At 42.9% G+C, this 13053-nt stretch carries 10 protein-coding genes; 1 reads left to right on the top strand and 9 read right to left on the bottom strand.

Features of this window, described 5'->3' with window-relative positions; translation table 11 throughout:
- Positions 1–21 precede the first annotated feature (21 nt).
- The 8 genes from mutL to C8D94_RS08150 form a co-directional block, all read right to left on the bottom strand.
- Complete coding sequence (gene mutL / locus C8D94_RS08185; protein ID WP_115123434.1) at positions 22–1893, bottom strand: DNA mismatch repair endonuclease MutL; 1872 nt, start codon at positions 1891–1893, stop codon at positions 22–24.
- 9 nt (positions 1894–1902) lie between these two features.
- On the bottom strand, positions 1903–2190 hold the full coding sequence (locus C8D94_RS08180) for a hypothetical protein (protein ID WP_115123433.1): 288 nt from the start codon (positions 2188–2190) through the stop codon (positions 1903–1905).
- A gap of 116 nt (positions 2191–2306) precedes the next feature.
- Complete coding sequence (locus C8D94_RS08175) at positions 2307–3383, bottom strand: AMP-binding protein (protein ID WP_115123432.1); 1077 nt, start codon at positions 3381–3383, stop codon at positions 2307–2309.
- A gap of 6 nt (positions 3384–3389) precedes the next feature.
- Positions 3390–4343: a CPBP family intramembrane glutamic endopeptidase gene (locus C8D94_RS08170; protein WP_115123431.1), complete on the bottom strand. Its 954-nt coding sequence runs from the start codon at positions 4341–4343 to the stop codon at positions 3390–3392.
- A 51-nt stretch (positions 4344–4394) separates the two neighbouring features.
- Entirely contained in the window at positions 4395–5444 is a 1050-nt protein-coding gene (locus tag C8D94_RS08165) for an o-succinylbenzoate synthase (protein WP_211308905.1), read from the bottom strand.
- Positions 5445–5682: 238 nt separating this feature from the next.
- Positions 5683–6363 (bottom strand): metal-dependent hydrolase, encoded by a 681-nt coding sequence (locus tag C8D94_RS08160; RefSeq protein ID WP_115123430.1) that lies wholly within the window; start codon positions 6361–6363, stop codon positions 5683–5685.
- A 225-nt stretch (positions 6364–6588) separates the two neighbouring features.
- Positions 6589–7491 carry a 1,4-dihydroxy-2-naphthoate octaprenyltransferase gene (gene menA, locus C8D94_RS08155; protein ID WP_115123429.1) on the bottom strand — a complete coding sequence of 301 codons (903 nt, stop codon included), beginning with the start codon at positions 7489–7491 and terminating at the stop codon, positions 6589–6591.
- A 93-nt stretch (positions 7492–7584) separates the two neighbouring features.
- Positions 7585–11466: a choice-of-anchor I family protein gene (locus tag C8D94_RS08150; protein WP_115123428.1), complete on the bottom strand. Its 3882-nt coding sequence runs from the start codon at positions 11464–11466 to the stop codon at positions 7585–7587.
- A gap of 198 nt (positions 11467–11664) precedes the next feature.
- Between C8D94_RS08150 and C8D94_RS08145 the strand changes: the two genes are divergently transcribed.
- On the top strand, positions 11665–12039 hold the full coding sequence (locus C8D94_RS08145) for a DoxX family protein (RefSeq protein WP_115123427.1): 375 nt from the start codon (positions 11665–11667) through the stop codon (positions 12037–12039).
- 1 nt (position 12040) lies between these two features.
- On the opposite strand, the gene holA is transcribed toward C8D94_RS08145, so the two are convergent.
- Positions 12041–13045, bottom strand: a complete 1005-nt coding sequence (holA, locus tag C8D94_RS08140; RefSeq protein ID WP_115123426.1) for a DNA polymerase III subunit delta — start codon at positions 13043–13045, stop codon at positions 12041–12043.
- Between the last annotated feature and the right edge of the window lie 8 nt (positions 13046–13053).

Below are 13053 nucleotides of genomic sequence, written 5' to 3'. Positions count from 1 at the left end.
TAGACGGGTAACTTTTATATTTTAATTAAATCTTTTGTCCAGCTCGTTTGTGTCCAACGTTATTAAAACCGGTCTATTGTCTGGCGAAACACTGGGTTCCTTACAGGCGAACAAACGGTGTATCAAGTGTTCCTGTGCTTCCCTGTTTAGTGGAGTACCCGTTTTAATGGCCATGTTCTTTGCCATACTCTTTGCCAACAAATCGTTTTGGCTAAATCCCGCATCCGGCACTTCCCCACGTATATCTCCAACCAATTTCTCTAAAATAGTCTCTACTTGGCTCTCGCTAACTGCTACGGGGATTCCTTTTATCTCAAGGTGATCTCCATTTGTTTCAGCAAAAGCAAAACCTGTATGCTCCAGCTGCTCCTTCACTTTGTCCAAAATATCGAGGTCTGGCTTGGAAAACTGTACTTGTAGCGGAAACAACAACTGTTGGCTTACCGCTTCCTGTACCGTTATGTTCTTCAGTAATTCTTCGTATAAAATCCTATAATGTGCTAAATGCTGATGGATCACCAGCATCCCATTCTTAATAGGGTTTACTATGTATTTTTGTTGTAACTGAAAGGTAGTAAATTGGGTGTCATTTTCAGAAGAAGTGAACAAACTTCCCGTTATTTCGTCACTTTCAAATTCTAGTGCCTCTGGATGTTCTGTTTCGGTTTGGTCAGAAGGAGATGTAAGCGTATCATCTTTCAATCCTACATACAACGACTCCCAATTGGCCTGCTTTTCTCTTTTAAACGGAAATGTGATATTCGCCTGCCTGGGCTTCTTATCCTCAATAAAGGGGTTAAAATTGCTATCCACTTCAATCTTTGGGGTCGACGGTTGTTTTTTGCTGTACTCGTAGGGCGTATCGAACCCCGAATCTTTATTGAAATCCAGCACTGGAGCCACGCTAAACTGCCCCAAGCTATGCTTTACCGTAGCCCGTAACATTGCATAAATACTATGCTCGTCATCAAATTTAATTTCGGTTTTTGTGGGATGTATGTTTATGTCTATGGATTGTGAAGCTACTTCCAAAAACAAGAAATAACCAGGGTGGGTACCTTGTTTGAGCAAACCTTCAAAAGCCGAACTTACCGCATGGTGAAGATATGGGCTTTTTATAAACCTATCGTTCACAAAAAAGAACTGTTCTCCCCTGCTCTTTTTGCTGTATTGCGGTTTTAGCACAAAACCTGAAACCTTTACGATTTCGGTCTCCTCACTTACGGGCACCAGCTTCTCATTGGTCTTGCCCCCAAAGATATTCACGATGCGCTGTCTTGCATTACTCGCTGGCAAATTAAACACGGGGCTACCGTTGTGGTGCATTACAAACTCAATCTGGGGGTGTGCCAGGGCTACACGGTGAAACTCATCAATAATGTGCCGTGTTTCCACTGGGTTGCTCTTTAGGAAGTTACGGCGTGCGGGAATATTATAAAAAAGATTCTTTACTGATATTGTGGTCCCCGTTGCAACTACAGCGGGTTCCTGCTCTTTTACTTCGCTTCCCTCTATGGAGATTGTCGTACCAATTTCGGCACCTTCTGTTTTTGTTTTAAGCTGTACATGAGCAATCGCCGCAATGGAAGCAAGCGCTTCCCCTCTAAACCCCTTGGTGTGCAGGTTAAAAAGGTCATCAGCTTTTTTAATCTTGCTGGTGGCGTGGCGTTCAAAGCACAGGCGGGCATCGGTCGTGGACATCCCAATACCGTTATCGGTTACTTGAATAAGGGTTTTTCCTGCATCCTTAACCACTAGGGTTATACTGGTCGCTTGTGCATCTATGGCGTTTTCCAGCAATTCCTTTACTACCGAAGCTGGGCGTTGTACCACTTCTCCGGCCGCAATCTGGTTGGCAACATGGTCTGGTAATAAGGCTATGATATCTGCCATGTAAAAAGGCTAGCTAAAAATTGAAAGGTCAAAATCTAAAATCCACAAACAAAGAAAGACTAAAATAAGGGCTATGTAAACAATGGTCTTGTTTATGCCGCCATTACTACGGTTTCGGCTCGCAAAACGTGCATCTCGCCAGTGTGACCCAAAATCGTTTTTGTTATAGGTCTCGTAGTATTTCTCGAATTTATTAGCAAAATCGTAATTGTTTGTTTCGTCCTTGCCCTTGTAATAACGAGGGGTGTAGTTAAAGCGATTGTTGGGTTTTGTACGTTTTAGAAAGCTAATTTTCATCTCGTGTGAATTACCTTCAAAAATACTGAAAATGTATCAGTCTATGAAGCGGTTTACGCGGAATGTATCAACAATCTTTGTGCCAGTCGCTTGAAGAGGAACTTCAATTATATGGTTTACCTGTATTTCCGAAGGACCTGAAGTACGTCTCCTCGTTTTATCTTCCCAGTTTCGGTGTATACAAAGCGGGATAGACGATAAACCTTTTTAGGTTTTTCAAAAGGGGCCAAAGCTGTAAAAATCTTGTTGAAATCTGGCGTATCGGTTTCAGCACCTTCATACACCAAAATTACGCGCTCGCCCAGTTCTTCATCTTTCTCTGAAGCAATAATAAAAGGAAGCTGGACTTCTTCTGAAAGTTTCGCCTCGATGGTTTCAGGAAATAATTTTATACCGCCACTGTTTATCACATTGTCCCAACGCCCTAACCATTGAAAGGAGGTAGCAGATTTCAATGCTACCAAATCGTTGGTCACAATTTTTTTGTCTGAAATTTTAGGAGCATCGATTATAAGGCACTCCCTATCATCCTGGGAAAAACGTACGTCCGGTAATGCGGTGTACACATCACTCCTTGCAAATCCATTAACACGCCTAACCGCCACGTGTGTAATTGTCTCGGTCATTCCATAGGTAGCGAAGGCCTCCACATCTATGTCCTGTAACTGTTCCTCTAGCCTTGCGGGAATAGTACCGCCACCTATAATGAGCTTCTTCACCTTTGGCAGGGCCTGGAGCGAATGTGATACCTGATAGGGCACCATGGCAACAAAATCGTAATCGTTATCGTACTCTACCAGGGCATCTTTTGTGGGTTGTACCACGTGCAAATCCCAACCCAGCACCATGGCGCGTACCACCATCATTTTTCCTGCGATAAATTCGGCTGGAATGCATAATAGCGTTTTGGTGCCAGGACCCGTTTTAAAATAGGTTCCCGTTGCCTTGGCGCTGTTCACCATTTGTTGTTTGGTGAGCTGTATTTTTTTTGGTTTTCCAGTAGAGCCAGAAGTGTGTACTGTTATCTCTTCGGTAAAATCCAACCATTTTTCAATAAATTTTGCGACACTAATTTCCTGCTCGTTGCCTTCTTCCAAGAGGTTGTCCGTGAAATTGAGTACTTCTTCTGGCGATGAAAAGTCAAGGCCGTTCAGCTTAAATGCGGGATGTAGGGAAAGTGAGGTTGGTTTCAAAATACACTAGCTGGTTTCTATTGGGTTATGGGGTTCGGGAGGAGATACCTTTCCGAAGAGCTTCTCGCCCCAACCCGTCCATTTATAGCGCCAGGCCATAATGCCCAAGAATATTGGGTACATCACCACTACGGGCAACAATATATCGAAGCCTGCCGAAGGTTCGGAAATATCCTTTAAAATTGAGTTGGTCTGGAAAACGGTCCAATCGGCCGTGACCAGCAACGCACCCACCAAGTTGTTTCCAGCGTGGAACCCAAGGGCAAGCTCCATTCCTTCGTCCATCAAGGTCATGATCCCCAATAGGAAACCTGTGCCTATATAATACACCATGATGATTGGACCTAGCTTTGTAACTTCAGGATTGAAGAAATGCAAACCACCAAATACAACCGAGGTAACTATGAGCGGAAGCCATCTATTTTTTGCCATAACCCCCAATCCCTGCATTAAGTATCCACGAAAGAGGTATTCCTCAAAACTGGTTTGTAACGGTATGAACACAATAGCGATCACTGCCAGTATTAGAAAAGGGACAGCTTCAAACTGCAACACATAATCCTGTGGGTTGTTATAATAATCCAACACCGTGAGAACCACGGTCACTATTGCTATAAGCCCAAAACCAAACCAAACCCTACCCCAGTCTGTATTTTTTCTCGAAGTGGTAAGCGTAACAAAGGGTTGCTTGTGTAATAATTTAACCACATAATAAAGTCCTACAAGTCCTACGGCAAACCCCAGTAACATCAAGAACAGGGTTAGGTTGGAGTCTAGGATGGTCATTAAATTCTGTTCGTCCTGTAAATCCTCCAAGGAACCTCCAGAGTTAATTACTTTTAAAAAAGCTATCAATACAAATGGAATGGTGCCTATTTGCGAGATTATAAAAATTAAAATAGCGCCCACAAGGTAGCGCCACCAGTCGTGCAAGTAGTTAAAAGCTTGTTTTATGTACATAATCAGGGATTAGGTGTGAGGGATTAGGTGACCTTTATATTTCGTGGAAATTTACAAAAGTTCTTTTAGATGGGAGGTATCCCAATTTTTGTTTTTGTTGTAGTGAAGTTTTCCATCGGTGACCTGCAAGGGAGAGGCAATATTATTGGTAAAAAGACTTCCAGTTCCCAAACCTTGCGGCATGGTATTGTTTTTTATGGCCGTATATTGTGCAATGGCGTTTAGGCCAACGTTACTTTCCAATGCCGAGGTAATCCACCAGCCTATATGGTGTTTTTCAGTAAATTGTATCCACGTATCACTGCCTCCAAATCCACCTACCAGCGTTGGCTTTAAGATAATGTATTGTGGTTGTATGGTTTGTAGGAGCTTTTCTTTGTCTGCGGAAGTAACTATTCCAATAAGTTCCTCGTCCAGTGCAATAGGCAGCGGCGTTGCGTCGCAGAGATGTGCCATTTCCTGCCATTGCCCTTGTTTAATAGGTTGCTCGATGGAATGTAGTTGTAAATCTGAGAGTATCTTCAGTTTTTCCAATGCTTCGGAAGCTGCAAATGCTCCATTGGCATCTACCCGGAGTTCAATTTCTGAAGGGGAAAATTCGCTACGGATACTTTTTAACAGTGCGAGTTCAGTTTCAAAAGCTATGGCACCAATCTTCATCTTTATACAGTTGAAACCCTGTTTCAGTTTTTCTGAAATCTGTTGCTTCATAAACGCCTTGTCCCCCATCCAAACCAGGCCGTTAATGGTGATGGGTTGCTTGCCTGAGACAAATCCCGAAGGAAAGATCTGAAAGGCATCCTTGGCCCGTAACGAATGGAACGCGGTTTCAACCCCTATCTGTATGGCCGGAAACCCTGTGAGTTCATCTAATAGCTGCGACTCACCAAGTTGAATATGGTTACAGGTCCATTGTAGTTTTTCCTCGAAATCTGGTCTATCGTCAACGCTCAACCCCCGAAACATGCCGCACTCTCCAACACCCCAGCTGTCTCCACTTTCAATTTTCAAATACCAAGTATCCTTGGTTTTGAGGGTACCGCGAGAAGTGCCAGCAGGCCTTTTAAATTGTAGTGTATTTTTTTTCCAAGTGGCTTTCATCAGTAAATTATCTCGAGGCCCCGGTTGAAACAATTTTTACTTCAGGGCAAGCCTCGGAGCGGTAACATCTCGATAATCGAGTAAAAATACGATAAGGTTTGGCTTAAAGAATAAAAAAAGTGATGGAATACTTCAAGTAGTTTTTAAACTAATAAGTATTGAGGTTTTGACTGCACTCAACCTGACCAAGCTATAAATAGTGGTTATGGAGTTTAAACTTGCTTGTAACTTGTTCTTTTTACAACTCAATAGAGTCTCCAATATCGAGCAACATAAGGTCCTTTCCAGCTTGATCGAATTTTCTTTTAGCTTCCCCATGATCAATTTCAATATAGCCAAAGGTATCATAATGTACTCCCAATACCTTATCACACTCTACAAAATTGCAGGCCACAATGGCATCGTCCACCCCCATGGTAAAGTTGTCTCCAATGGGCAAAATGGCTAGGTCGAGCTTGGTATGCATGGGTATTAATTTCATATCCATCGTGAGGGCTGTATCTCCTGCAATGTAGATGTTTGCGTTGGTACTTTCAATAACAAATCCGCCAGGTTGGCCGCCATAACTGCCATCCGGAAAGGAGCTGGTATGTATGGCATTTACATATTTTACACGTCCAAAATCGAATTCCCACCAACCGCCGTGGTTCATAGGGTGTACTTCAAGTCCTTTTTCTTCGTAATGGTTGGCTATTTCGTAATTGCTTAAAATAGTGGCGCCTGTATTTTTAGCAATCGCTTCGGCATCCAAAATATGATCTTGGTGTGCGTGGGTGAGCAGGATGTAGTCTGCTTTTAATTTGTCGATATCCACCTTGTCCTTGGACAGGTCGTTTCCTGTAATGAATGGGTCTACGACGATGTGGGTTTCTCCTATTTGCAGTGCCAAGGAATTTTGACCGTAAAATGTAATTTTCATATTGCTGTGTTTTTCTTTAAAAGTAAAGTCTGCGAGAGAGAATAATGTTAAATATTTGTAAATTTTTTAAAATTGATCAGCAGAAATTTCTAAGAACGGCAAGGAAAATACACACCATACTTACAAGACCCATAAAACCTGAATTTGGATCTTAGGGAACAAAAGAACAAAACTTCCTATGATGCTACCGTCGCTGGGGACAAGGAAATTTCCTGAAAATTATACTCAAAACATTGCAATTGCAAAAAACAGGGCTGCATACAAAAAAGTGCTCAATGCTACCTTTTTCAACTCTGGGTCCAACAAGGGTGGCGACTGGCTTTTAAAAACCTTTATAACATTCAAAAACAAAGGGATAAATGCCACCATAGGTAAATACCCCAGCCAAGGTTCTCCTTTAAAGAAAGCATAGACCAAAGCACATAAAAAGGCTACTAGTATCAATAGGCAGTGATACAGCTTTACAGGCTTCTCCCCCAATACCACAGCGAGCGTGTTTTTGTTCACCTTGGCATCTGCAAGCCTATCACGCATGTTGTTCAGGTTGAGCACGGCTGCACTCAACAAACCTATGGTAATAGCCGGTAGGATGATTAAGTCTGAAATTTTTTGGGTGAACAAAAAGTAACACCCCAATACCCCTACCAATCCAAAAAAAACGAACACGAACAGATCGCCCATAGCGCGGTATCCGTACGCTCTTTTCCCAACGGTATAGGTTACGGCGGCAATAACAGCAGCAATTCCCAAATTGAAGAATACTACCGAAAGAATGAAGTTTTCATTACCGAAAGCGATAAAAATAAGTAAGCTGGCCAAGAACAGCGTTAGAACCGTAGTCACTATCATGCCCCGTTTAAGCTCCTTTGCTGTAAGCAATCCGCTTTGCAAGGCACGTGCGGGTCCTACTCTATCGGCATTATCGGTTCCTTTTACACCGTCGCCATAATCGTTTGCAAAGTTGGAGAGTATCTGGAACCCTAAAGTAGTGAGCAAAGCCAACACCATGATGGGCAAAGAGAAGGCATCAACTTTTGCGGCGGCTCCGCTGGCCACCAAGATCCCAGAAATTGATAGCGGTAATGTACGTAAGCGAGCGGCAGCTATCCAAGCGCGGACTTTATTCATCTAAAATTGGATTTTTAAAGTTTCAAAAGTACACTAAAAAAGAAAAAGCCACCCAAAAAAGGTGGCTTTCCAATTACTAATACCAGCGGCATGCTACTTAACGATAAGTCGTTTCGCCACTCCATCTTGGTTAACAACCACATAAATACCCGCAGTGAGCCCTTGTATATCTAAGCTAGTTACATTTGTATATTGGTTAATCTTCCTTCCGGTAACATCGTAAATAGTGTAATCTCCTCTTTTACTCAAAAACACTATTCCATTGGCTGGATTGGGATACATGCTGAAGTTTGTATTGTTTGCCAATTCAAACTCATCAACTCCCAATACATCATTATCGAGAGAATATATACTCAAGGTACCACTAACCTCATTGGCCACTACGATCAATCCAGTATTGGTTGGGCTATCGGCAAATGGAACATACACAAGTCCCTCTGGTCCTAAGTCGCCCATTTCGTCACCCCCCGGTGTAGCCTCACGATTGTTCAGATATTGAAGGAATACAGGGTTTGTAGGGTCGGTAATATTGTATACCATTACCCCTCCAATTCTTTCCAAAAGTATAAAAGCATATTGCTCACCATTAATCTCCTGAACCAGCACACCTTCTGGTTCTGGCCCCTTATTGTCGCTTCGGTCTTTATAACTATTGTTACTATTGCTAGCGTTAAATATGGGTCCGTATGTTGGATCATTTGCAGTGATAATTTCAAAATCGTTACCACTATCGTACACCAGGGTTCCCGTTACCGCTTCAAAAATTGAAAAAGAACGCCCACCAAATACATGGATCTCATCAAAATCACCATCGTCATCGGTATCTCCAGATGCGTTTGTTAGGTTAATAGCGCCAAGGTTACTTTCCATTTCCAATACATCAATATTTGAGAAAACTGTTGGATCCAGTATATAATCTGCATCTCCAAGGTTTCTTTCTTCTTCCAAGGCATTGTACTCCCGTGCGTCACCTTCGTTTGCCGTAACAATATAATCGGTTCCGTTTGCCGAATAGAAACTAATGGCATCTGGCATATACAACCCTTTAATTGGCCAGGATGCATCAAAAATAAAATCGGTATCGTTGCTTACATCCAGAGAGTTTTCAGCAATACTGTGATCTTTTAAACCGAAAGAAATAATTTCAGAAATTTCAGCATTTGCTATATCTACTATGGCATAGGCATTGTTCTCCTGAAGCGTTACATAAGCCGTTTGTGAATCTGCTGAAACCGTGATATACTCCGGTTCCAAATCCTGTGATACCGTAGCTCCGGGACCGTAGATTCTAACTCCGTCCGCCTCCAAAGTAGCTTGTTGTGCATCGAAAGCATTAAAGTTTGCCGTGCTAACATTTGATTGGGAAATAGCTCCCAACCCACCACTCACATCTATTATGGAAACACTGCCTTCTGGGTCTATTGTGTAATCGTCATTGGGTTGCCCCTCGTTTGCTACCAGTACGTAGTTTCCATCTGGAGAAAAGGTAAGCATATCTGGTAAGGAACCAACCTCTACCATGGTTTGGTTGGCACCATTGGTGTCGCTAAAAACCACAAAACCATTATTGGTAGCAGGATCTGCTGCTACTGCTGCTGCCACTATACCGTTGTTAACAGCTACGCTCTGTACTCCAGAAGTTCCAGCTGGTAAAGTAACTGTAGCCAAGCTGGTAATATTTGAGGGGTCTGAAAAGTCCAGCACTTCAACCTTATCTGCATTGGTGACGAACAATTGTTGCGAGGCTGGGTCGTAGGCTACAATCTCTGCTGTCCCATCTGCATCTACAACATAGCTGGCTAAATAATTCATGTCCAATTGGGTTGCATCTCCTGTAGGGACCTGGGTGTCGTCATCCAATATATATGTTGAAAAGGTGTCATTTTCACCAATTTGCAACGTGGTCGCATTGGCTAACCGTACAATAAAAAACACATCGCTGCCATCTTCGGTATTGTTTATAATGGGTATTGTAATTTCTTGTGGCGTGGTGCTGCCTACGGGGAATGTAATTGTCTCTGTAGCTGAGAACGTAAAATCGGTTCCTTCTACGGCTGTTCCCCCTGTGAGCAGTGCCACTTCTACTGTACCTTCGGTATCTGGTGCTTCTGAAATGATTATGGAAATGGTCACTTCGGCTCCGTCTTCAGAAACAGAGGTAAAAGCACCGTCAAATGCTACTTCAACATTTACGTTAGGAATTACATTTCCTGGAGAACCAATGTTTGGAGTGTCGCTTGCGGTTCCGCCCAATAAAAGGGTTGCCACAGCGCCATTCGCGTTACCTGCTACACTGAAGGATGCCAATTCTATATCGTACGACTCACCATCGTTAGCAGCTGTATCTGGGTATGCGCCCATATCTACAGGCAAGGTGGTGGTTGGGTCTCCCATCCAAAGGGTCACGCTATCTCCACCCTGGCCCAATCCTGCACCATCGGTGAATCCTACCTCTACGTTTGTTAGGTCTACCACATCGTCCCAAACATCCACAAAAGTTGCTACTTCACCATTTGCATTATCGGTTACCAGCACGATTACATACTCGCCCGGTTGGATGTCTGTAAGACCTTGGATAATATCGGCTGCGTTTCCATCGGCAGACTCATCATCGTAGTATAAATCTGCATCAATACCTGAAACCCATGCTGCTTGACCTTCATTCTTTATTTCGAACCAATCCTCGGTAAGGTCTGTTCCTTCCTGTCCTGCAAAGACTTCAGTAATCACGAGGTTAGGCATTAGCGGTACGTTTCCCGGGGAACCTATATTAGGCACATTTGATGCTGCACCTCCCTGTTGTAATGTCTCCACGGCATTACTGGTATTTCCTACAGTACTAAATTCGTTCAAATCTACATCGAAACTCTGTCCGTCATTTGTTACGGTATCCGGATAGGTAGCAGTATCTATAACCGAAGTGGATGTAGGGTCTCCAGCCCAAATGTTCACGGCATCGCCGCCGCCGCCAAGTCCAGCACCATCTGTAAATCCAATTTCCAGACCACTAAGGTTTACCACCTCTCCCCAAACATTGGTAAATGTGGCTACTTCGTTATTGGTGTTGTCCGTCACCAAAACGATTACATACTCGCCGGGCTGTATATTGGTTATTCCCTGAATGATATCTGCTGTTGCACCATCGGCAGACTCATCATCGTAATAAAGATCCGGATCTACACCAGAAACCCACGCGGCATTACCATCGTTTCTAATTTCAAACCAATCGGCTGTTAAATCGTCACCTTCTTGACCTGGGAAAACTTCGGTTATGTTTAGATCGAAAGTTCCCGTTGCTTCAAATTTTACGTTATCCAGATAAACAGCTTCTCCCCCGGCATTTGTGCGAACCTCCACGACCAGTTGTACCATAACACCGTTTGGAACAGTTGCAGTACCTGTTGTAAATACCCCTTCAATTCCCAGATCATCAATATCAGATCCTTCGGTATTGAGAATGTCAATTTCGGTATTGTTGGTCAGATCCTTAACGTATATACGAATTCTATCAGAGCCGCTCTCATTTACAGTTCCGTCGCCTTCATATCCAGTTTCGGTAATAAAATAATCTATTGAAACTGTAGGATTGGTTAATCCTGAAAAATCCACAACATCAAATTCAAGAATCATGTTTCCGTCCGTATCGGACAAGTTGTATCCCTGAACACCATCGGTATATGCCCCTACATCCCCGGTAAAGGAAGTGGCTCCCACAAAATCACCATCGGTAAGGCCTACGTCCGGTGTGTCATACGGCTCGTAACGGGCGTCGAAACCCATTTCTGTGGCGGTTGTGGTAAAATCTACCATAGATTGGCCTGCGTTGTTAATTAGGTCATGTGCAACATTTGCATCTCCTGTGTCCACATACTGTGAAGCTGCGGTTGGCTCCTCGAAACTCGTGGAAGAGACTGTTGTTTGTGCTTTTACGATTGCTACTGAAAACAGTAGTGCGATAAGTGTAATTTTTTTCATTAGTAGTTTGTTGTTTTTATTTGCGCTAAACTACAATGACTATGTACCCTTTTTCTTAACTGAATATTAAGTTACCTTGAAATCAATACCGTTACTTTGGCCAAAATGGATTCTTAATTTAATTTAGTGTAAACTTTACAATTTGAAATTGTAAATTCAATAATTTTTATACTTTTAGACTTCTTTAAAACCCCAAACATGAAAAGAAATTACGACCTAGGATTATTAGTACTACGAATTGGCGTTGCCGGACTTATGCTCACCCACGGTGTGCCCAAATTTTTAGCTTTTATTGGTGGCGACCTCTCCGTAGTTGGAGACCCGTTGGGAATTGGCGGGTTGCTATCTTCCATATTGGTACTGCTAGGTGAATTGGTAGCTCCTGTCCTGATTATTATAGGAATCAAAACAAGGTTTGCGGCAATAATCTCAGCAATTACCATGGCCGTTGCTGCCTTTGTGGTACACGGGGCGGATCCCTTGGCCAAAAAGGAAATGGCCCTGCTTTATTTGATAGGCTTTATTTCCATAGCACTTATGGGCGCTGGAAGTATTTCGGTAGATAAAAAATAAGTTATTTAAAAATAGACGTCAATAACTCCTTAAAAAGATCTGCGGGAGTGAGATTTGCGGCGCCTACTCCTTTACTCTTTAGGTCTACCTCACGTATGCTAGCGATTATGGCGCTTACCTCTTTCATGGAATAGTTGCGGGCGGCCGTTTGGTAATCCTTTATAAAATAGGGATTCACTCCCAGTACTTTCGAGGCTTCCGCTTTATTGGATAGTGCGTGGTATTTTAGCAATTTAGAGAAGAAACTGTACAATAGTGCCACCGTCATCACCAATGGGTGGTTCTTGGGGTTTTGTGCAAAATACTGTACAATAGCGAAGGCTTTTTTTATGTTCTTTGCGCCAATGGCATTTTGCAACTCGAAGTTGTTAAAGTCCTTACTAATCCCAATATTCTGCTCAACCAGTTGAGGGGTAATTTGCTGTTCGGGCTTGATGATGAGCTGTAGCTTTTCCAACTCGTTATTGATCTTGCTAAGGTCGTTACCCAAAAACTCGCTGAGCATTTGTGCTGCCTTGGGGGTAATGGAATATCCCCTGCCCTTGAGTACCTGTATGATCCATCCCGGGAGTTTGTCGTCGTACATTTTCTTGCTCTCAAAAAGCACCGCGTTTTTCTTCAGTGTCTTAGCAAGTTTTTTTCGGGCGTCCAGCTTTTTGTATTTATAGCAAAAAACCAAAACGGTGGTGGGCTGTGGATTTTCGGCATAGGAGACTAAATTTTCGATGGTACGGGACAGGTCTTGTGCTTCTTTTACGATTACTACCTGTCTTTCGGCCATCATGGGATAGCGCTTTGCATTGCTCACAATCTCGTCTATGGTAACATCCCTTCCGTAGAGCACCATTTGGTTAAAGCCTTTTTCTTCTTCGGTAAGCAGGGTTTCTTCAATATAATTTGAAACACCATCAATATAATAAGGCTCCTCCCCCATCAAAAAATAGATTGGTGAAATGTTTCCCCTCTTTATATCGGTGATGATGGCTTTAGCTTTGTCTAAGGACATGGAAGTTT

It is taken from the genome of Marinirhabdus gelatinilytica, assembly GCF_003353425.1.
GTDB classification, from domain to species: domain Bacteria; phylum Bacteroidota; class Bacteroidia; order Flavobacteriales; family Flavobacteriaceae; genus Marinirhabdus; species Marinirhabdus gelatinilytica.
Note: the sequence above shows the minus strand (reverse complement) of the source record. Positions and strands in the feature narration are given on the sequence as shown.

What these genes read in the sequence shown, in the direction of transcription:
- mutL (WP_115123434.1), bottom strand. Translation starts at nt 1,893, where the DNA reads ATGGCAGATATCATAGCCTTATTACCAGACCATGTTGCCAACCAGATT.
- menA (WP_115123429.1), bottom strand. Translation starts at nt 7,491, where the DNA reads ATGAATAAAGTCCGCGCTTGGATAGCTGCCGCTCGCTTACGTACATTA.
- C8D94_RS08165 (WP_211308905.1), bottom strand. Translation starts at nt 5,444, where the DNA reads ATGAAAGCCACTTGGAAAAAAAATACACTACAATTTAAAAGGCCTGCT.
- C8D94_RS08180 (WP_115123433.1), bottom strand. Translation starts at nt 2,190, where the DNA reads ATGAAAATTAGCTTTCTAAAACGTACAAAACCCAACAATCGCTTTAAC.
- C8D94_RS08145 (WP_115123427.1), top strand. Translation starts at nt 11,665, where the DNA reads ATGAAAAGAAATTACGACCTAGGATTATTAGTACTACGAATTGGCGTT.
- holA (WP_115123426.1), bottom strand. Translation starts at nt 13,045, where the DNA reads ATGTCCTTAGACAAAGCTAAAGCCATCATCACCGATATAAAGAGGGGA.
- C8D94_RS08160 (WP_115123430.1), bottom strand. Translation starts at nt 6,363, where the DNA reads ATGAAAATTACATTTTACGGTCAAAATTCCTTGGCACTGCAAATAGGA.
- C8D94_RS08170 (WP_115123431.1), bottom strand. Translation starts at nt 4,343, where the DNA reads ATGTACATAAAACAAGCTTTTAACTACTTGCACGACTGGTGGCGCTAC.
- C8D94_RS08150 (WP_115123428.1), bottom strand. Translation starts at nt 11,466, where the DNA reads ATGAAAAAAATTACACTTATCGCACTACTGTTTTCAGTAGCAATCGTA.